Source organism: Viridibacillus sp. FSL H8-0110, from assembly GCF_038003565.1.
GTDB classification, from domain to species: Bacteria; Bacillota; Bacilli; order Bacillales_A; family Planococcaceae; genus Viridibacillus; species Viridibacillus arenosi.
Window position 1 is genome coordinate 121,167 of sequence record NZ_JBBOPJ010000001.1, and the last position, 19,582, is coordinate 140,748.

The 19,582-nt window shown below is 34.3% G+C and carries 15 protein-coding genes, 1 pseudogene and 1 riboswitch; of the genes and pseudogenes, 9 read left to right on the top strand and 7 right to left on the bottom strand.

From position 1 onward, the window contains the following. Positions 1 to 304: 304 nt before the first annotated feature. On the bottom strand, positions 305 to 1,192 hold the full coding sequence (locus MHH98_RS00645; protein WP_340710458.1) for a DUF3298 and DUF4163 domain-containing protein: 888 nt from the start codon (positions 1,190 to 1,192) through the stop codon (positions 305 to 307). Continuing rightward, a complete protein-coding gene (locus tag MHH98_RS00650; protein ID WP_038186561.1) occupies positions 1,185 to 1,703 on the bottom strand; it encodes a sigma-70 family RNA polymerase sigma factor in 519 nt (172 codons plus the stop codon). The genes MHH98_RS00645 and MHH98_RS00650 overlap by 8 nt, the downstream gene beginning before the upstream one ends. A gap of 342 nt (positions 1,704 to 2,045) precedes the next feature. On the opposite strand from MHH98_RS00650, the pseudogene MHH98_RS00655 reads away from it, so the two are divergent. The 7 genes and pseudogenes from MHH98_RS00655 to MHH98_RS00685 form a co-directional block, all read left to right on the top strand. Then, a pseudogene (locus MHH98_RS00655) lies at positions 2,046 to 2,288 on the top strand (class I SAM-dependent methyltransferase); the annotation flags it as partial. A gap of 172 nt (positions 2,289 to 2,460) precedes the next feature. Then, positions 2,461 to 3,306 (top strand): DUF2785 domain-containing protein, encoded by an 846-nt coding sequence (locus tag MHH98_RS00660; protein WP_340712170.1) that lies wholly within the window; start codon positions 2,461 to 2,463, stop codon positions 3,304 to 3,306. Positions 3,307 to 4,337: 1,031 nt separating this feature from the next. Further along, positions 4,338 to 5,177, top strand: a complete 840-nt coding sequence (locus tag MHH98_RS00665) for a YitT family protein (RefSeq protein WP_038186554.1) — start codon at positions 4,338 to 4,340, stop codon at positions 5,175 to 5,177. A gap of 540 nt (positions 5,178 to 5,717) precedes the next feature. Beyond that, the gene (locus MHH98_RS00670; RefSeq protein WP_051448750.1) at positions 5,718 to 5,942 is read left to right on the top strand and encodes a DUF3923 family protein; all 225 of its coding nucleotides are present in this window, start codon (positions 5,718 to 5,720) and stop codon (positions 5,940 to 5,942) included. A gap of 685 nt (positions 5,943 to 6,627) precedes the next feature. Then, positions 6,628 to 7,746 carry a hypothetical protein gene (locus tag MHH98_RS00675; RefSeq protein WP_076065560.1) on the top strand — a complete coding sequence of 373 codons (1,119 nt, stop codon included), beginning with the start codon at positions 6,628 to 6,630 and terminating at the stop codon, positions 7,744 to 7,746. A gap of 11 nt (positions 7,747 to 7,757) precedes the next feature. Next, positions 7,758 to 8,951, top strand: a complete 1,194-nt coding sequence (locus tag MHH98_RS00680; protein ID WP_038186551.1) for an ABC transporter permease subunit — start codon at positions 7,758 to 7,760, stop codon at positions 8,949 to 8,951. Positions 8,952 to 8,974: 23 nt separating this feature from the next. Next, complete coding sequence (locus MHH98_RS00685; protein ID WP_038186549.1) at positions 8,975 to 9,883, top strand: ATP-binding cassette domain-containing protein; 909 nt, start codon at positions 8,975 to 8,977, stop codon at positions 9,881 to 9,883. Between the two features lie 212 nt (positions 9,884 to 10,095). Here the strand turns inward: MHH98_RS00685 and MHH98_RS00690 are convergent, their stop codons facing one another. The 5 genes from MHH98_RS00690 to guaD form a co-directional block, all read right to left on the bottom strand. Continuing rightward, positions 10,096 to 11,262, bottom strand: a complete 1,167-nt coding sequence (locus tag MHH98_RS00690; protein WP_038186547.1) for an MFS transporter — start codon at positions 11,260 to 11,262, stop codon at positions 10,096 to 10,098. 186 nt (positions 11,263 to 11,448) lie between these two features. Next, positions 11,449 to 11,548: riboswitch (purine riboswitch) on the bottom strand. Positions 11,549 to 11,767: 219 nt separating this feature from the next. Continuing rightward, a complete protein-coding gene (locus MHH98_RS00695) occupies positions 11,768 to 12,943 on the bottom strand; it encodes an MFS transporter (protein WP_038186546.1) in 1,176 nt (391 codons plus the stop codon). A 77-nt stretch (positions 12,944 to 13,020) separates the two neighbouring features. Beyond that, on the bottom strand, positions 13,021 to 13,332 hold the full coding sequence (locus MHH98_RS00700) for an ArsR/SmtB family transcription factor (protein ID WP_038186545.1): 312 nt from the start codon (positions 13,330 to 13,332) through the stop codon (positions 13,021 to 13,023). Positions 13,333 to 13,700: 368 nt separating this feature from the next. Next, a complete protein-coding gene (locus tag MHH98_RS00705; RefSeq protein ID WP_038186544.1) occupies positions 13,701 to 15,053 on the bottom strand; it encodes a uracil-xanthine permease family protein in 1,353 nt (450 codons plus the stop codon). 87 nt (positions 15,054 to 15,140) lie between these two features. Further along, positions 15,141 to 16,511, bottom strand: coding sequence for a guanine deaminase (guaD, locus tag MHH98_RS00710; RefSeq protein WP_038186542.1), 1,371 nt, complete (start codon positions 16,509 to 16,511; stop codon positions 15,141 to 15,143). 483 nt (positions 16,512 to 16,994) lie between these two features. Here guaD and MHH98_RS00715 point away from each other — a divergent pair, with 483 nt between their 5' ends. Next, positions 16,995 to 17,468 carry a DinB family protein gene (locus MHH98_RS00715; RefSeq protein ID WP_038186541.1) on the top strand — a complete coding sequence of 158 codons (474 nt, stop codon included), beginning with the start codon at positions 16,995 to 16,997 and terminating at the stop codon, positions 17,466 to 17,468. A gap of 491 nt (positions 17,469 to 17,959) precedes the next feature. Further along, complete coding sequence (locus MHH98_RS00720; protein ID WP_076034711.1) at positions 17,960 to 19,582, top strand: ABC transporter substrate-binding protein; 1,623 nt, start codon at positions 17,960 to 17,962, stop codon at positions 19,580 to 19,582.

Genomic DNA, 19,582 nt, shown 5'->3' on the forward strand with positions numbered 1-19,582 from the left:
ATTGTTGCTTTATAAAAAAGTTTGATTATTTGTAATAAAGTTTGATTAAAATCATCTCACCTCTTTAGATTTTTGGAGGAGAGATGATTTTTTTGTTGGATATTTATGTTAATATCACTATAAAGATTGTGAAGAAATGTACTTAAACTAACGGGGCAGTTTAGTTGAAGAAGGAGATTTAAAATAATCATACTCTTCTTAAAAGAAGAACCAAAGAAGTATTTCATACATAAAAAAGCGAGGTATTTGACAATTTAATCGTCAAATACCTCGTATTTTGGAACAATACTTTTTAGCAAAATGATTAATGAATATATTTAGAACTTACAAGATCATTTTTTAGGACATCGGTTGGGATTTCGAATTCTACTATACCCATATAGCCTTGTGCTACTTCGTATTTATCGAAGGAAATAACAAGTTTACCTTTATCTGAAATATAGAATTGTTGATTAGCTTTAATAGTTGTAAATTCATCTATAACTTCTTCATCAGGGTGACCTCCTCCTTTTACCCAGTACGTTTTATCTGGGTCGGATGCAGCTTGTTCACGCATTTGTTCAATAATGTTTTCACTGATCGTTTTAATATAACTATCGTCTTTAAATAGCATCGGTAGTGTAATTAAAATTTCATTTTGTTTATCAATTGTATCGTAGTGCATAGTTGTAGAAGATGATCCAACTGTATTGGCGGTATAACGGCCAATTGATAAGATTTGGTCAGTAACTGTTTTGATTTCATAACCACTATCAATCCCTGCATGACCGCCTCCAATTTCCTTTACATAATCAACCTCAGAAATAAAGTCATCATAAAGAGCCTTACCTTCTGAACGGTATTTTTCATTTAAAGTATTGGCAAGATCTTTATTTTCTAAGTTTTCAATAGAAGGTACTTTAATGTCAGCGTCATATGTGTCTTCTTTAACTTCATATTCAGTCCATGTTAAAACTTTTACGATGCTGCCAACAACAGGAATTTCTGAAAGTGTTTGTGCCATTGCAGGACTGACATTTAAACTAGCTGTAAAAAGCATTGCTGCCGCTGCAGATCCAAGTAACCATAGTGGTGCTCGGTTTTTTCTCTTCTTTTTGCCTTGCTCTAGTGCGTTTTCAACCACAAAATCAAGCTCTTTTGGAATGGGTACCTCATTATATTGCTTTTCTATTTCTTCTAATTTTTCATCCATGTGTTGTTTCTCCCTTCACATCTTGCAATTGAATTTTTAAGAGTTTTAACGCTTTATAAAGGCGAGTTTTGGCTGTACTCAACTTAATGTTTAGGATATTGGCTACATCAGCGAGCTTTAAATCTTCAAAATAGTGTAAAATGACAACTTCACGATACATTTGAGGTAACTCGTCTAACGCATGCTCTAAATCAACGTCTTCGTAGACATCCTCTTGTGCAGGTGTTAAATATTGCAATGTATCATCGTCTGTCACATGTAAGCGTTTATGCTTACGTAAAAAATCAATGGAAGTACGTACGACGATTTTATAAAACCAGCTTTTCATATACTCGACATTTTCTAGTCGATCGAGAGAAAGCATTGCTTTTTGAATACTGTCTTGTACAACATCAAGTGCGTCCTGTTCATTTTTCGTATAGTTATAAGCGAGCAAATAAAAACGTTCTTTCTGTTCACGAATAAACTGGACAAATTTCTCTTCATGTTGAAATGCATTTCTTGTTTTCATGTCCAAAGAAGCTCCTTTTTAACATTTTCAAATTGTATACAACTACTAGACGTGTGAAATGAAGAAAAAGTTGATAGCAATAAAAAACTTACCCCAATATGAGATAAGTTTTATCATTCCAAAGTAGTTACATACCAAAACAAAATAAGCCCGTATTCAAACAACGTTTATAAACAATAAGACCCCTTGGTACGTTGAACGTATCAATTAAAGGAGCTAATATGATGGTACTAATAATTTTAAAATGTATGGCTCTTTTTTCTTTATTGAACTAACGGGGCAGGATAGTTTAAGAAGGTGTTTCTTCATTCAATAAAGAATTTGATGTAAGGGGTGAAAACATTGAGTAGAATTGAATTTATTCGAAATGAAGAGAAGAAATATCACGATTATTGTTATGATAAATATAAATTATTTGAAGAAGGTTCTTGGTTACACAAACCTGTAAAAACGGTAACCGATTTATTACATTTATTTGATGGTAAAGAGAACGTAAAAGTCCTAGATTTAGGTTGTGGGGTCGGTAGAAATAGTATTCCGAAAGCTGAAGTAATCAAGAGTAAAAACGGTAAAGTTGTTTGTGTTTATCGGAAATAATTCTTATTGATGACTTAAAGTAGAGTCAAAGGTTAATTACAGCTCATGAATCGGGAGTAAAAATAAGATTGCAAAAAATTTTTAAAAATAACAACGTAGGTTTAAGAGTATTTGAAAAAACAATCGACCGAATAGATCGAATGATGAGAGGGATGGGAAAATGAGCGATATAAGGACCAAATTGATGCTGGATTTGCAAAGAATTGAGAAGGATGAGTATCAGTTACGCGAAGGTGAGCAGCATCAAGATTTCTTACCTTTGTTACTTCAATATATTGGCGATCCTCAGCCAGAATTACGGGATAACCTGATTTATCCGATGTTTTATATGTGGATTAAGGAAGAGAATAGGTTCAGTGGAGAGGTGCTGCGTAGTCTCTTAACTGTTCTGACTGGTGAAAACCATTTGTTCTATAATATTGGCAGCGAGGATGATCAGTCAGTTTTTACAAGGACGTTCTCTGCCTTGCCTATCGCTTTGATTGTGCAACGCCACAGACAGAATCCGTTTTTCAATCTAGCCGAAATTGAGCAATTAATGCATGCAATGCTACGTTATTATAAAGAGGAGAAGGATCTGCGGGGTTACCTTTCAGTAGGAGGCTGGGCTCACAGCGCGTCTCACGGTGCGGATGTTTTTGTCGAGCTGGTGCAGTGCGAGGAGAGCAGCGTCACACTGCTGCGTGAGGTTCTTGTCGCTATTTCTGGCATGCTTCATAATGGTAGACACATTTTTAGCGATGAGGATGATGAGCGGTTGGTCAACATCGTGGATACGATGATTGACAAAGAGTTAGTTACACATCAAGAAATCGCTGATTGGATTAACGGCTTAGCGCAATGCTGCAATTTGCCGAGAAGTCGCAGTCAGGTGATTGCTCGCGTGAACAGCAAGAATTTTTTACGCAGTCTCTATTTCAGAAGGGGACAAGATAGCCGAGGGAATGAGCTTAATACTGTCATGCTTGGTACTGAGGCAAAATTGAACAGGTTTTCTATCAGTTAAAGGATTAGAGTAGCGGTCCCAAAAGCCATGGGAGATATCATAGAAATAATCAAACTTTTTTATAAAAGAATGATTCAATAAAATATATTAAGAGCGTGTTTTGATTAATCTTTTTTAAAAAACATGCTCTTTCTTTTTGCTTGTTTATCAAGGCTATTAGTATTAATTTGATTAATCTTTATTATAAATATACATTTATATCAATCTTACGATTTGACCTCGTTCTTTTTCCTGTCTTTTTTTCTGGCTCTTTTATCACTCGCCCGGCTTCTCTCTCCATTTTTCCTTATCTCTCTTCCTAACTTTACTCTTGGATACAATCATTTTGTTCGGGATATAAAAGTGTATGAAAACCGGTAGGGGAGTAGGCTGAAAGCGATTAAAATTTTCATAATTGTGCATACTATATTAAAAACGGAGCTATAGTCGATGGGATATAAAGTGAAAATGACATCAGAAGAGTCGAAAAAAATTATGCAAGGTTGCAAGATCAAGGGGGAAAATACGAATTACCAGGGAATAAAAAAATCAAAAGCTATAAAAAAATAACGAATTAAATGGGGAAATAATCATTGGCGTTTTATATGTATTTAGAATGCTTGTCTAAAAAAGTGGGATTCCTACTAATAATTTATTAGAAGTAGAAAAAATTTCTTTGAATTATAAAGCCGATTTATATGTAATGAGGGGCTAACTCGTATGCTGGTTGGGGTACTACTTGGAAGAAAACATTTATAAGTTGGGCGAGGGAAGTTATTGAACCTTACATAGTTGCTGGCAATACCGCTTCCGATACAAAGAAGCACAACGAAACATTAATAAGTTGTTTTGTAGGCATCATGACTTCAGTAATGGAGGTGCTGAATTGCATATAAAAGATACTCCGTCTTCTATTGTGTAGATTTATAATAAAGTTTGATTAAAATCCTGTATTAAAATAAATAAAAGACTACTGTTCGATTTAAATGATCCACGATATAATGGTGAGAGTTTGTTCTTAGTAAATATTTCTATAAGCAGTGAGGTAGTATATGAAAAAAAGAACCACAGACATTATTTTTATCATTATTGGTGCGTTTATTTTTGCGTTAGGTGTTAATTTATTTGTTATTCCGAACGAGCTTGGTGAAGGAGGAGTAACTGGTATCACGATTATTACCTATTATTTATTTGAGTGGTCACCAGGTTTAGTCAACTTAATTCTGAATGCATTTTTGTTAATAGTCGGTTATAAATTTTTGAATAAAATAACAACGATTTATACGATTATTGCTGTAGTTTCGAACTCGCTTTTTCTTCATCTGACAGAAAGCTGGGATATTGCTTCTAATGAATTGATGGTAAATGCCATTTTTGGAGGAATATTTGTAGGGTGCGGGATTGGCCTAATCATTCGGGTTGGGGGAACAACAGCAGGTACTACAATCTTAGCAAGGATAACACAAAAGTATTTAGGATGGAGCATCAGCTATGGTCTATTGTTTTTTGATTTAATAGTTGCTTTTTCATCTTATTTTATCATTGGTGCGGAAAAGCTGATGTTGACAATTATTATGCTATATGTAGGCACGAAAGTAATGGAATTTGTAATCGAAGGCTTGAATCCGAAGAAGGCCATTACGATTATTTCTGATAAACCGAATGACATTGCCAAACAGGTGACTACATTAATGGACAGAGGGGTAACCGTATACTCAGGTCATGGTTATTACACAAAAACCCCTAAGGAAATTCTTTATATTGTTATTAGTAAGCAAGAAGTTATAAAGTTGAAACGGATTGTTCAATCTACTGATCCGAGTGCTTTCATCGCTATACACGATGTTCGTGATGTGTTCGGAGAAGGATTTATTGATATTTCTAAAGCTTAGTAAGAGGTTGTTTTAAAAGGGGTATAATTTGTAGAGTTGGTATTAGATAGATACAAAGTTTGATCAATCTTTATAATTAGCTTATACAAATAATTGCTCAAATAAAAAAGGCTCAAGAACTTTGATACGTTCTTGAGCTTTTTGGCATTTCCTAAAAGATCATTATGTAAGCATATTTTCTTGGTGTCATGAAATCAAATGGGGAGACTCAATTATTTCTATTACAGCATAACCCACCACTTCTTCTTCTATTTTGCTACTAAGATTTCACTATTAGCCCCTTCTAATAATTCGTAAAAATAACTTTGTGGAATAACTTGATCTACTGCTTGAAAATAGGTGGTAACGCTTTGGAATGATCATCCTGTCATTCTTTAACAATGATATTAACAGCATTGAAATCTTTTATATCAGCATTAACAACTCTTATATCCATTGAGTTTTTTTATTTAACAAAAATAATTTATCCATATTAACGCAAAATTTTTTTGTTATAATATACAATATGATGTTTTTTTAGTAAATAAAGGGAGTGTTAATATGATGAAATTGTGGTGGATAACTAGTCTATTTTGGTTAGTGTTATTTGCTGCTACAGCAATATTTATTGGGGTTAGAAAAGTAGATGGTTCTGGCGTAGAACAAACACCGGAATTAAGAATAGTAGCATTAATTGTATTGGGAGTTGTTTTCGTTTTTATTTTATTATTTCAATTACTTCTTCTATACTTTGCCCGAAAAAACAAAAAAATATCTACCCAATAATAAAAAAGCACCCAAATTCACCTAAAGCTACAGAACTTAAAACTCTTAAATAAAGTTGCAATGTTTTTGCCTTAGATTATTTTTCTAAGGTTTTTTTATTTAACTAAACCAGATAATAGCTTATGGATAAATATACTTAAACAAACGGTGCAGGTTAGTTCCATAAGGAATGCGTAAGTTTGTATTAGAAACACAAGGGGATATAGAAATGATGAAAAAAGTAAACACAATGCTTAAAAAACAGTTATTTAAAATTCTTAATTTCAAAAATTTAGGAGGAATTTAGCGAAAAGAATAGAATAGAATAGACACAGCAAAGAATAGCGGAGTTTAGAAAATCTTTTCAACTTCACCGTCCTAAATGCGCCTAGAGGATGGGTGTTTAGTTCTAATAATATATTTGAGTGGTTTTAAAAATTGGTGATGCTATCGAATATTCAAAATAATAATCATTACATACCGATAATACTGCGTGGTTAATTCTCAACTTACCATGTCTAGTCCACACACAGTAAAAACTGTTGGTATATTTCATACCTACAGTTTTGGTATGTTGATTGACTTTTGAAAATATAATATTTCGATACTACTAAATATAAAAATTTTAGTACTAATTATTATGTTCGTATTTAATACAGAGATTAAAATAAATTGTTTTTTACAATAATTTATTTGGGGGATGCTTATGTGGAAGATGTTAAGGACTTTTTTAATCCTAGAGAAATCAAATAAAAAAAATATTTTTGCTTGTATTATCGTTGCATTATTTGTTTTTGGCTTAGTTTTATTTGTGAAAACTGAGGATTTAGGAAACTCAGTCATAGAAAAATCGGGTGAATATCAATCGCTTTCTTCAGCTTTGAATAGATTTCAAAATGTAGATGCTACTGATAGTGGGAATGGTAGTGACTTGTATAAGAACTTAGTACTTCAGCAACAATTTGTAGCTAAGCAACGTATGGCACTAACAATGAATCTACCAGAATTGTTTTTGGATACAGCAATAGACCTTGCAAATTTAAGAGCTCAGTCATTTGATATGGAGGGGTTTGATGATGTCGCGATTTATCTACCTTCGAAAGTAGAAAATCAATTGGATAGTGTATTTTATCAATATATGAAGGAAACAGGGATTTTACTAACTATTGATTCATTATCTTTCTTTCAATTTCTCGCTTACCTATTTGGTGTGTTAGGTTCGGTTTGGTTTATATTCATGTGTATTTATTCATGTGGAATCATGATAGAAGAATTCCAACATACATCTCTGATTAAGGGTTATCCTATAGCTTTTGATAAATACGTTGTAGCTAAATGTACTTCATCGATGCTCATAGTAGGTGTATTTCTTCTAGAGTTATTTGTTTGTAGCCTGCCATTGGTTTATTTTAAGGGATTAGGAAATCCTTCTTATCCTATTGCCATCTTTAATGGTATTTTTGAAGCTTATCCAATATACAAATACATAGGTTTATCTATACTTTATATGATTAGTATTGCCATTTTTGCAATTCTATTATCAGTAATTTTAAATGTTTTATTGAAGAATATGTATTTGACGCTATTTTTAGAATTGTTATTGTTTATTTTCCCTATGTTATTTCCAAACATGATGAATCTTGTTCCATATAATCCATTTAACTATTTGAACTTTTCTAATATATTGAATGGGCAGACGCTCGATCTTGAAAACCCAGTTATCTTAAATAGCACATATGGACTTCTTTATATCTGGATGAGTATTGCCATAATGGTAATTGCTGTAAAGCTATTCTTGACTACTGGAAAACTAAAAAGGGTATAGGGGATGAGATCATGTGGGCGTATTTTAAGTTTGAATTTTTACAATTTATTAGCAATAGAAAAAATATTGCAATTTATGTCATTCTACTTTTCTTCTCGTGTGATTTTGCACTAAAAATAGCTCCAACATATAACCCAATTGAAAGAGTAGATGTAAGTGAAATTGAGGCACGGTATCTAACGAGGGAAGCATTTCTAAATAATGTTGTGATTGATGAAGGGACGCACTATTTATCGAGTTTTGCGGTTTCAATATTTCAAGAATGGAATGAATATGAAGGAGAAAGATTAGAAGCTATCAAACAGCACAACCTGAAAGAGTATGCTGAGGCTACATCTAAGTGGTATACGTACGCTGATAAGTTGACTTTTCCCAATGCAATGGGTGTCCTATACTACAATCCGGGTTACTATACGTTTGGAAATATTTATGCAACGATGGACGGACACTATGCGTATTTATATTCTGCAAGTCGTTACAAAGCATATACAGAAGGGAAATCTAATTTATCTGTAAATGTTTTCGAAGAAAGGACAGCGTTACAAACATTGCAACGCCTGCTAAACTCTTATCTGCCGCTAATTCTTATTGTTAGCTGTATACTCCTCACTGTGGATATCGTGTTGAAGGATCGACGGAATCCTACATTGTTACAAGGTTTGCCACTTTCAGATTGGAGAAAGTTAATTGTTAAAGGATTAGTTTCCTTATTAGGAAGTCTCATATCGATTATCCCACTTTCTGTAGGTCTATTGATAATTGGTGGTCGAAATGGGTTTGGTGATTTTGATTTACCTGTTCCAATTTATTCTTCTGGTAAGGATGCATTTTCAAATATATTGATGGGGGAATATCTAGTTCAAAACATGCTATTCATTGTTTTTTGGTTTTTGTTCATCATTTCATTGTTACTATTTGTAAGTGTGTTGTTGAAAAACGAGTTTGCAAATTTAGTGGTAGGTTTCATGTTTGTTATTGCTGAATTTATTTACTTTGAAAGAGGGCTTGGTGCTGTTTGGAATGTTCAATGGTATCCAACGAGCTATGTTCAAGTAGGACAAATAATTTCAGGGTATCGGAACTTTCTCTATGGCTCTGAAACACTCACTTTTGGAAGTGGAATCTTGGTAATGGGATTGTGTACGTTTATTTTTCTGGTCTTCACTTTCTTGATAAGTAATCAAAGAAAATTTAAGCTACTTTAGTTTAACAGAGATGGAGGAAAGTTATGATTGAATTAAAAAATATTGCTGTTCAGTTTTCGGGGAGAGACATTTTAAAAGACATCTCTGTAATGTTCAATTCAGGCGAAATTATTGGTTTGGTAGCTCCCAATGGAACGGGGAAGTCAACGCTTATGAATGTCATCATGAATTACATAAATCCAAATACTGGAAAAGTCATTTTAAATGATGAGTTAGAATATACAAATAAAAAGAATGAAGTGAAAATGCATCAATTAGTATCCATGATGCCTGATCAAAGTGACTTATATAATCAGATTTCTGGAAAAGAGCATCTAAAAATTTATTCCTCAATGTGGAATAGTAATCCAAAATTGATCGACAATACGATACAAGAACTAGGAATGGCATCATATATACATAAGAGTACAGGGACGTATTCTTTGGGAATGCGCCAAAGGCTGTGTTTTGCGATGCAAATTGTATCAGATACCCAAGTCATGTTAATGGACGAAGTGATGAATGGGTTGGATCCTACTCATGTTGAGCTTATTTCGCAAATACTAGTTAAAAAGAAGTCCGAAGGGAAAACGATTATTGTAGCTTCCCATTTATTAGAGAATTTAGAGAAATATGCGGATCGTATTTTCTTTATAAAAAATGGAGAGTTAATACTTGTTAATAGCATATCTCCAGGGTTTGAAGAAAGAGAAATCACAATAGTTCGAATATCAGAAATGACCGATAAGTTAAAAGAAGAGATTTCAAAAGAGTTTCCAGAAACAAAAGTGCAATCATTGTCAAACGGCACTACTTTACTAGATGTCCGCGGATATGATTCAGGTGAATTAGGAAATATTTTAGCATTTCTTAAAGAGAATCAAATAACAGAGTTTAGTTTTGGGAAAGTAACATTAAATGATTTGTATTCAATGTTTTATCAAGAAGAATGAGGTTAGATGAAATTTAGACGTTTATAAATAGTTTAACCATTTTACTCCTTTGGATAGAAATATCTAAGGGAGTATTTTTATATTTAATAAAAAAAGAACATCTGTATTTAAAAGTGAATGAAGAAAAGAACGGTTCTCTAAAAAGGTTGCTGACGAGTGTTTGTGCTCATCGACAACCTTCTTTTAATGTTTGATTATATATTTTCTTTTATTCACTTAGCTTCATTCACTGTTAAAGCAGGTCTCGTAAGTGAAAATATTGCACATAGTAAAGCTATAATAACAATTGCTCCTCCAACGGGTGCTGTACTTGTGACGGTACCTGTTTGTTCCAGTACAATACCTCCGATTGCAGATCCTAAAGAAATCCCTATTTGCAAGGCAGAATTGTTAAAGCTTTGCTGTATATCAGAAGTATTAGGATCCGTTTGAATAAGATAATTTTGTTGAGGTGGAGCAAGACTCCAACTTAGTGCGCCCCATATCATCATGACCACTAGGAATAGGAAAAGCGAAATAGTCGAGTAAGGGAGCAAAAATAATACTAAGGCGAAGGAGCCAATAACCAGTAAAATACTTTTAGGTGCCCCTAGCCAATCTCCAAGTGCTCCCCCAAATGCCCCGCCAAATACTGCTGAAATACCAAACAGTAAATAACATATGCTGATCCAATATTGGTTAAGATTTAAAGTGGATTCTAAGAAAGGAGTGAAATAAGCATAAATTGTGTAATGCCCTGCTAAAGTAAACATTGTTGCAAGATGTGCACTAGCAATTTTAAAACTTCCAAGTGCCTTTAGTTGTACAGATAGCGGCTTAACATCTCCTTCTGTAGGTATCGGTTCTAAAAATGTGTGAATGAGAATCATAGATCCGATTGATAAGAAACCAATCCCAAGAAATATTACTCGCCATCCAAAAGCATTGCTAATCAAAATACCAAGAGGTACTCCTAAAACAAGTGAAGAACTAATCCCCATATAAATAACGCCTATAGCTTTAGATCTATGAGCAGGCGAAACAATTTTTGCTGTAATAGTTAGCGATAGTACAATAATTAGTGCAGTACTCATTGCAGTTATAACCCTTGAAACCATTATTAAAGAAAAGTTAGGACTAAAATATGTCATCAAATTCCCAATGAAAAATATAAATAGTGCAATAAGATACAAACGTTTCCTTTCAATTCTTGCGGTTAGTGTAAGAAGTATAGGCCCAGAAATAGCGAATACAAGTGCAAATACGCTAATAAGCTGTCCTGCGGTACCAAGAGTCACATTTAAATCATCAGCGATAATTGGTAATATTCCACCTACAATTAATTCAACGAGTCCTACTGCGACAGTAGAAGCTGCGAGTATAAAAACTTTAAAATTCATTATAAAATTCTCCTTTTCCTACTAAATTGATAAAATAGAATACTTAGCTATTGACGGTAAAAGTAAATGAATTACTTTCCAACTTTACTCATCAATGATAAATTGTCATTATATTCATCTACGAATTACTCTTCACAAATTGGTCATCACCTAATATTGGAAAACAAAAAAACTCCTGACTACAAAAAATGAAAAGACATTTTCTGTAATCAGGAGTTTACGGTTCCTGGTAGAGACCCTCAAGCCGTATTATTGAGGTTATACATATAATTTCAATTAATTTCTAAGAAAATTTATCTGTTTTTCAGATTATCACACCATTCGTTATTACTCAAGCATAAATTTCACATCATTCGACACGAGTATTGATAATAACATTAGAAAATTGCGCTAAATAAGGATGTTTCCATTCCAAATCTGACAAGTATGTTACGAGCTTTCTGTTCATTAAGAATAAAATATGCTTTTGCTGAGCACCTTTATTGAACTAACGATTCCTGTTAGTTTAACGAATGTTTACTTCCGATGTATTCGGTTTGTAAATTTGTATTTTTACCATGATTAGTATGAAAGCAAGTAGTGAAAATGCAATACCAACCCAGATTAAATTATGTATTCCAAAGTGAGAGATAAACCAACCACTGATAGTAGTTCCAATGGCAATACCAAGATTGGAAAATGAGACAAACAAGCTATTTCCGAATTCCGGAGCTTCTCTTGCCTCTGTCGTTAACCATGCTTGACTGACAATAAGCCCCCCAGAATGCACAGCCCCCCAAATGAATACGATCACAACCATCGGAATGGAATAAGAACCGAGATAATAAGTAAATAAGTATATTACTACAAATAGTAGAGGGAACATGATAACGGTCTTTGTAATACTTTTGTGTAAAAAACCTCCAAATAAAAAATTCCCGAAAATCATAATTGTACCAAAGGCCATCAGCATGATGCTAATCCATGACCCGTTCATATGAGTCACTTGGCTTAGATATTCAGCAAAATAGCTGTACACAGAAAACATAGCTGCAAAGATAAAAATAACTGTTACGATATTTAGCCACAATTGGGGCTTGCGTAATATCCCAAGCTGTTTACCATAAGACAATTTGTCCTTAACAGGCATGGAGGGAAGCCAAGATAGTATTCCTATGAAAGCAATTATACTAACAACGGCTCCAAATAGAAAACCCGCTTCTAGTGAAATCTTTTCTGCGAGATAAGAAGTCAAAGGAACACCAAATGCAAATCCGACCGTTATTCCAGAGAAAACTTTTGTAACTGCTTTGCTACTTTTTTCCGGAGAGACAAGTTTAGCTGCTGTCACGAGGGCAACTGAAAAAAATACAGGGTGAAAAATAGCAGGGATAATGCGGAAAACTAACATCACATCGAACATAGTTGTGTAGGCATAAACAATATTTGAAATTGCAAAAATAAAAACGGAAGTTAATAGAATGACTTTACGGTTAATACCAGAAGCAAGTAATGTCAGGAATGGACCTGAAATGGCAACGACTAAAGAAAATATACTTACAAGCAATCCGGCTTGTGAAGTCGAGATATTAAATTTTTCAGTAATCTGTGGAAGTACACCTATAATACCCATTTCTGTGGTAATAATGCCGAATACGCCTAAAGCTAGAATAATGATAAGCAACGGGTTAATTTTTTTCATTTTAAATGTAATCCTCCATTCGTATATACATATCTGTATTTGTAGATATGTTAAAGTAAAAAAAGACCCCCTTCCTTTTATAGTTTCTTTTTGATGTACTCGGAAAATTCTTGTATAGTTTTTTCGTTCCGACGATAGTACGTCCACTTTCCAATTCGCTCAGATTCCAACAAGCCAGCTTTTTGCATAGTCAATAAATAACTGGAAATAACAGATTGTGCAAGTCCTGCTTTAGCTTGAATATCTCCTACGCATACACCAATTTGGAAATTGAGGTTTTGTTCTAAATAAGGTTTTTCATCAAAGAATTCCTCTGGACTTTTTAACCACAACATAATTTGACTACGAGTTTCATTAGATAAAGCTTTATAAATCAATAAAGGTTCCATGTATTTCATTATATCTATTTTTATAGATTTGTAAATGTAAAAAAGAAATTGGGAAAGAAGTAGTAAATCGAATAAGACCTCATTATATGTGCGTGAAAACTTGGAATCATATTGACGTATTCTATGAAGCAATAGAACAGCATGAATTTTTTAAAAAATGTAGTGATAGGAATTCGATAAAAAAACGATTGCTCAAGGGCAAATATAGTGTTTTCGTATATGTTCTTTATCGATTGACTTGCTCCAGTACAAACATAAAATAAAAACCTCTGCTCAATTAAATGTTAGCAGAGGTTTTATTATATCTTTTTATCGCATTAGAGAAGGGAGAGTATTTCTGAAATCTATCAACCTTCAATCTAGTTACTTTATTTAATACTAGGTAATAACTTATTTAACACTATCGCTACTATTGCCGCTGTTGCAACAGGTGAGCCAAATAAATATTGCACTGTAGTTGGTAAAGAATATAAGAAATCGTCAGGAAGTAGTGTTAACGCTAATGTCAAAATCATTGGTACAGCGATAACGTACATTTCTTTTTCATCAATTCTCTCATTCTTCATCACTTGTAAACCGCTAATCGCAATGATGCCACAAACAATAACGAATACACCACCTATTACGGCTGATGGAATCGCAGAGATTAAAGCAGCTAATTTACCTGAAAATCCGAACAATACAAACCAAGCACCGGCAGCCACAAAGACACGACGGCTTGCAATACCTGTGATAGAAATAACACCTGCATTCGTTGAGTATCCTGTCACGGGAGTTGAGCCTAATAATGAAGCGATAAAACAGCCAATTCCTTCCCCAATAACCCCACGATTAATTTGTTTATCTGTTAATGGTTTATCGATTACATTACTTACAGCAAACCAAGTACCTGTTGTTTCAGCCATTAAAACAATATAAATAATAACCATTGTAATAATCGCAGAAATGTTAAAAGTGAAACTGAAGTCTGCAAAAGGAATTTGGGGCATGCTAAACCATTTTGCTTGAGAAACTGCCGATAAATCTAATACACCCATAAATTTAGCAGCAACACTACCTGCGATTAATGCAATAATTACAGAAGTGATACGGAAAACGCGACCTTTCTTACGGAAGAAAGAACCTAGCATAACACAAATAATTAGTACTATAGCGGATATAAGAGCCAAATAGATGTTTTGGTTGATCGTAGCGCCTGCCCCTTTATAGATATTATCACTTAAACCAACAGGCATTAACGAAAGACCAACGACGAAGATAATTGTACCTCCGACAACTGGTGGAATGAAAGTTTTCACAATCTTATTGAAAACCCCAGTAAAGCCTAAAATGATTACTAAAATAGCACCGATTAAACTTGCTCCTAAAACTGAGCTCCAACCTAGTTCACCACCGCCACTAGCGACATAAATACCAACAATTGCACCAAGTGGAACATAAGATGGACCTTGGGCAATAGGTAGTTTCATACAGAAATAAGTTTGGACAATCGTTGCGATCCCTGCCGCTATAAAAGTCGATTGAATCAAAGCAGTTGCCTGCCCCGATTGTAAACCGATTAACATTGCAATCAGGAAGGGTACTACATAGACGTCCATAGCCATTACATGTTGTAAACCTAGAAGGGCTGATTGACCGAATGATACTTTTTCATCGGGTAAAACGGTTAAATGCGGGGTATTGATTTTATCTTTAGCTAGCTTATTATTTTGCGTTTCCACTAAGATGCACACCTCAAAATTTTAAGTTTGTCTAATGCCTTCATTCCACAAATAATATTTCTATTTTAACGTTAATTATGTTTCAGATTACTTTGTTCTTTCATGAACTTTGTTTCCTTGAACCCAGACTTCACTAATGTTTTCCGGTCGAACAAGATACATAATCTTTTGGAAGATATCGTTTAAATCTTCATTGACATCAAAAATCGGTAGTTTTGCAGATGCTATTTTTGTATCGATTATTTGTGCATCCCAAGTATAGTTTTCTTCTAAACGACCAATAGGTAAGCTTAAACTTTCTCCACCACCAGCAGTTGCTAAATAGAATGCTTCATTTATCGTAATACGAGAATTTGGTACACCACGTTTTTCAGCTGGAAGAGACGCATCAACACCATCTTCTAACATTCTCGATGACATGACTGCTTGTCTAGCATTATCGAATAGACTTGGTGAAAAGCCGCCAGAAACATCAGAACCTAAACCAATATCCACACCTTTTGAATGTAGGTGAGCGATTGGAATGACGCTGTTAGCGAAATAGGCATTGGAGATTGGACAATGACCTACGGCAGTACCTGTTTCAGCAAATAACTCTGCATCTTCATCATTTAAGAAATTACTATGGGCCATCACGGATTTATCGCCTAATAGACCGAAATCATGTAAGGCGAAGGCATCATTCTTTTTGAATCGATCTTGTACATAACCATGTTCCCAGTCACTTTCACTGCAGTGAGATTGAACATGCGTATTGTACTTAGCAGCTAATTCCCCTAAACCTTTTAAAGCACCATCCGTACAGCTTGGTATAAAGCGCGGTGTCACAACTGGGTACACACCTTGTTTTGTTGATTTTGCTAACGCTTTAACAGCTAAGATAAACTCTTCTGTATCTGCTAATGCTGTTTGTGTATCTGCATCACGATAAAAATCTGGGTTTTGTTCAGGGTCATCCATGACAACTTTACCAACTAGACCGCGTTGTCCCTTTTCAGCACAAATTTCAGCTAGCAATAAGCTCGCTTCTTTATGAACAGTTGCAAAATATAGTGATGTAGTTGTGCCATTAGCAAGTAGGGTGTTGACTAAGTCTTCATAGACCTCTTTTGCAAAATCTAAATCAGAAAACTTAGATTCGATTGGGAAAGTATATGTGTTCAACCAGTCATATAGGGGAATGTCTAATGCAGTTCCAGATTGAGCCCATTGCGGAGCATGAACGTGTAGATCGATAAATCCAGGTAAGAAATACTGACCATCAGTCAATTGATGAAAGTTTTCTTTATCTTGATATGTATCTAATAAAGATTGATAATCGATATGTTCTGGTGCAACGACTTTTTCAATCATGCCGTCAGCGTTAATGAAGAATAGATAATCTTTTAGAATTTGTACTTCTTTTGGTGACGTACTAGAAAAAGCCGTCCCCTTGAAAATTTGCGTATATTCAGTCATAAAAATCACCTTAATGTTCGTATTTTATTGATTATATCGATTATTATAGGGCATTCAGAATGCTAAGTCTATAAAAAAACGAATATATTGATAACTGTATTTATGAAATCTAGATGATAAATTATTCTGTTTTAGATAATAAATACTTTTTTTGTAAATTGATTTAAAATTCCCTACTCAAATTATGGCATTCTAGATTCTTATTGCGACCTTTTATTTCTTTTAAAATTGAAAATTTATGTTAAAACACAAAAAAGGGATTGTCCCGAAATTAGTGAGGTAGAATAGTTAGACTTATTTTTGATTATTTAATGAATAAGAATAAAAATAGAAAGTTAGTATTCGTGATTCAATAAAAATTATTTAGTGTAGTGATATGAATATAAACAAAAAAGCACCCCCTAACTCCTTAAAATTGCATATCTCATGTTCATTTCGATATGATAAACTTGTAGAACATTATTTAGCATAGGAGTGAAGAATATGTATCGTAAAGTAGAAGATTTTCTCGAAGATTGGTCTGCATCTTCATCGAGCGCATTACGTGTATTTAAAGAATTGACGAATGACAAGTTAGATCAAAGTATTGTGGAAGGGCATAGTACACTTGGATGGTTGGCTTGGCATTTAGTTGGTGCTGGAGCAGCATTTGGTCATTTTGCAGGACTACAAATACCAGGACCTGGCCGTGATCAAGAAGCGCCTACAGACGTAGCTGAAATAGTTGATGCATATGAGCAAGTAATAGAGGCTTATAAAGTAGAAGCAGCAAAACTAACAGATGAAGCATTACTTGAAGAAGTAAATGGTTTCGGAGGGCCGATTGCACGTGGTAAACTATTACGTGCAGTAGTTGACCATCAAACACATCATCTTGGTCAAATGACAGTGCTATTACGCCAAGCCGGATTAACAGTGCCAGGTGTAATGGGACCAACAAAAGAAATGCAATCATAATAATAAAATTGCTTGATGATCAAGCCCACCTTTATAGGTGGGCTTTTGTTGTACAATCAATTACGCTACATAATTTGCAGCTGAAGATGTAAATTGAACCATTCAGGAAATTTAAAAGTTGCCATTATTAATGATTTAACTATAAAATAGGATAGATAAGAATTGGGACTATATCCGTAGACTAATCTACTTATCTATTATTACTTATATGGTTTATGCACCGTACAATCACTTCTACCATCTTCTAGCTAAGAAATTGCCTACCTTCTATATAGGCACAAATGTGTAATACCTCCTGTAACAACACCTGTCAGAAAGACATTATGGACATCTTTGTTATTTATAGCTTAATTAATTGAATATAGTTTTTTGTGTTGGCTATAGGTTGGATTTTAACTATGGAAAGCTTTTTTAACCTGTCAATTTATTCCTTATTCTATAAATAGGTAAGGTTTTTTTGGAGAGGAATTTTTTATTATGGGGTGAGTTCAATGAAAAAGAAATTATTTAGTGTGTTAGTTTTAGTTATTTTTATGTCTTCTTTTACATTAGTTGGTTGTAATTTATTTAAATCCAATCCGTCAAATGAAGAAAGCAAAGAAGTTAATGGGAATAAAAAGGACGAGCTCGTGTTGGCGTTTGATTCTGAGCCAGAAGCTGGCTTTGATCCAACAACTGGATGGGGGCGCTATGGCTCACCTCTATTCCAAAGTACGCTTTTAAAAAGAGATGACAAACTTAACGTCGTGAATGATCTGGCGACAAGTTATAAAGTTAGTGAAGATGGTAAGGTTTGGACGGTGAAAATGCGTGAAGATGTGAAGTTCTCAGATGGTGAGCCACTAACTTCCGCTGATGTTGTTTTTACATTTGAAACAGCTATTAACAATGGATCGGTTGTTGATCTTAATGGTATGGTCAAAGTAGAAGCAGTAGATGATTATACAGTGGAATTCACATTAAAAGAACCGCAATCAACGTTTGCAAACTCTTTGGTTGCAACTGGAATTGTGCCGAAACATGCATATGGCAAAGACTATGCTGAAAATCCAATAGGTTCAGGTCCTTTTCAGCTCGTACAATGGGATAAGGGGCAGCAACTTATTGTAAAAGCTAATCCGGAATACTATGATAAAAAGTCGGATTTGAAACAGATAACGTTTTTATTTTTAAATGAAGATGCTGCATTTGCTGCTGCACAAGCAGGGACTGTAGATCTAGCATATATACCCGCTGCATTTAGTAAGCAAATAGTGAAAGGCATGAGGCTAGAAACAATACAAACAGTAGATAATCGAGGCATTGTCTTCCCGTTTGTAAAATCAGGTGAAGTAAATGAAGATGGTTTACCGATTGGAAATGATGTAACAGCAGATCCAGCTATTCGTCATGCAATTAATATTGGAGTAAATCGACAAGCGCTTGTAGACGGAGTGTTAGAGGGACATGGTACGCCAGCGTATACATCAGTAGATGGTCTTCCTTGGTGGAATTCTGAAACAGTGATAAAAGATGCTGATATGGATAGTGCCAAGAAGTTGTTGAGTGATGCGGGATGGAAAGATACAGATGGAGATGGAATTCTTGAGAAGGGTTCTTTAAAAGCTGAGTTCACACTATATTACTTAGCGAATGATGCAATTAGACAATCACTTGCCATTTCTGTGGCGGATATGATGAAACCATTAGGAATTAATATCAAATTAGAAGGCGGAAGCTGGGACATGATTGCTAAGAAAATGTATTCGAATCCTGTTCTAATGGGATGGGGTAGCCATGACCCACACGAAATGTACAATATTTATAGTAGTGAGTCTGCTGGAATAGAGTATTACAATACAGGTTATTATCAAAATAAAACGGTAGATGAATATTTTGAAAAAGCCCTTAGCTCGAAAGATGAAAAAGAAGCAATAGAGTATTGGAAAAAAGCACAATGGGATGGCACAACTGGTTTAAGTGCAAAAGGTGATGCTCCTTGGGCGTGGTTAGTAAATATCAATCACTTGTATTTGGTGAAAGATGGACTTGATATCGGAGATCAAAGAATCCATGTTCACGGTCATGGTTGGCCTGCTACAGATAACATCGTCGATTGGAAATGGACGAAATAA

Coding starts and splice junctions, on each gene's coding strand:
- MHH98_RS00645 (WP_340710458.1), bottom strand. CDS start 1,192: ATGGATGAAAAATTAGAAGAAATAGAAAAGCAATATAATGAGGTACCC.
- MHH98_RS00650 (WP_038186561.1), bottom strand. CDS start 1,703: ATGAAAACAAGAAATGCATTTCAACATGAAGAGAAATTTGTCCAGTTT.
- MHH98_RS00660 (WP_340712170.1), top strand. CDS start 2,461: ATGAGCGATATAAGGACCAAATTGATGCTGGATTTGCAAAGAATTGAG.
- MHH98_RS00665 (WP_038186554.1), top strand. CDS start 4,338: ATGAAAAAAAGAACCACAGACATTATTTTTATCATTATTGGTGCGTTT.
- MHH98_RS00670 (WP_051448750.1), top strand. CDS start 5,718: ATGATGAAATTGTGGTGGATAACTAGTCTATTTTGGTTAGTGTTATTT.
- MHH98_RS00675 (WP_076065560.1), top strand. CDS start 6,628: ATGTGGAAGATGTTAAGGACTTTTTTAATCCTAGAGAAATCAAATAAA.
- MHH98_RS00680 (WP_038186551.1), top strand. CDS start 7,758: ATGTGGGCGTATTTTAAGTTTGAATTTTTACAATTTATTAGCAATAGA.
- MHH98_RS00685 (WP_038186549.1), top strand. CDS start 8,975: ATGATTGAATTAAAAAATATTGCTGTTCAGTTTTCGGGGAGAGACATT.
- MHH98_RS00690 (WP_038186547.1), bottom strand. CDS start 11,262: ATGAATTTTAAAGTTTTTATACTCGCAGCTTCTACTGTCGCAGTAGGA.
- MHH98_RS00695 (WP_038186546.1), bottom strand. CDS start 12,943: ATGAAAAAAATTAACCCGTTGCTTATCATTATTCTAGCTTTAGGCGTA.
- MHH98_RS00700 (WP_038186545.1), bottom strand. CDS start 13,332: ATGGAACCTTTATTGATTTATAAAGCTTTATCTAATGAAACTCGTAGT.
- guaD (WP_038186542.1), bottom strand. CDS start 16,511: ATGACTGAATATACGCAAATTTTCAAGGGGACGGCTTTTTCTAGTACG.
- MHH98_RS00715 (WP_038186541.1), top strand. CDS start 16,995: ATGTATCGTAAAGTAGAAGATTTTCTCGAAGATTGGTCTGCATCTTCA.
- MHH98_RS00720 (WP_076034711.1), top strand. CDS start 17,960: ATGAAAAAGAAATTATTTAGTGTGTTAGTTTTAGTTATTTTTATGTCT.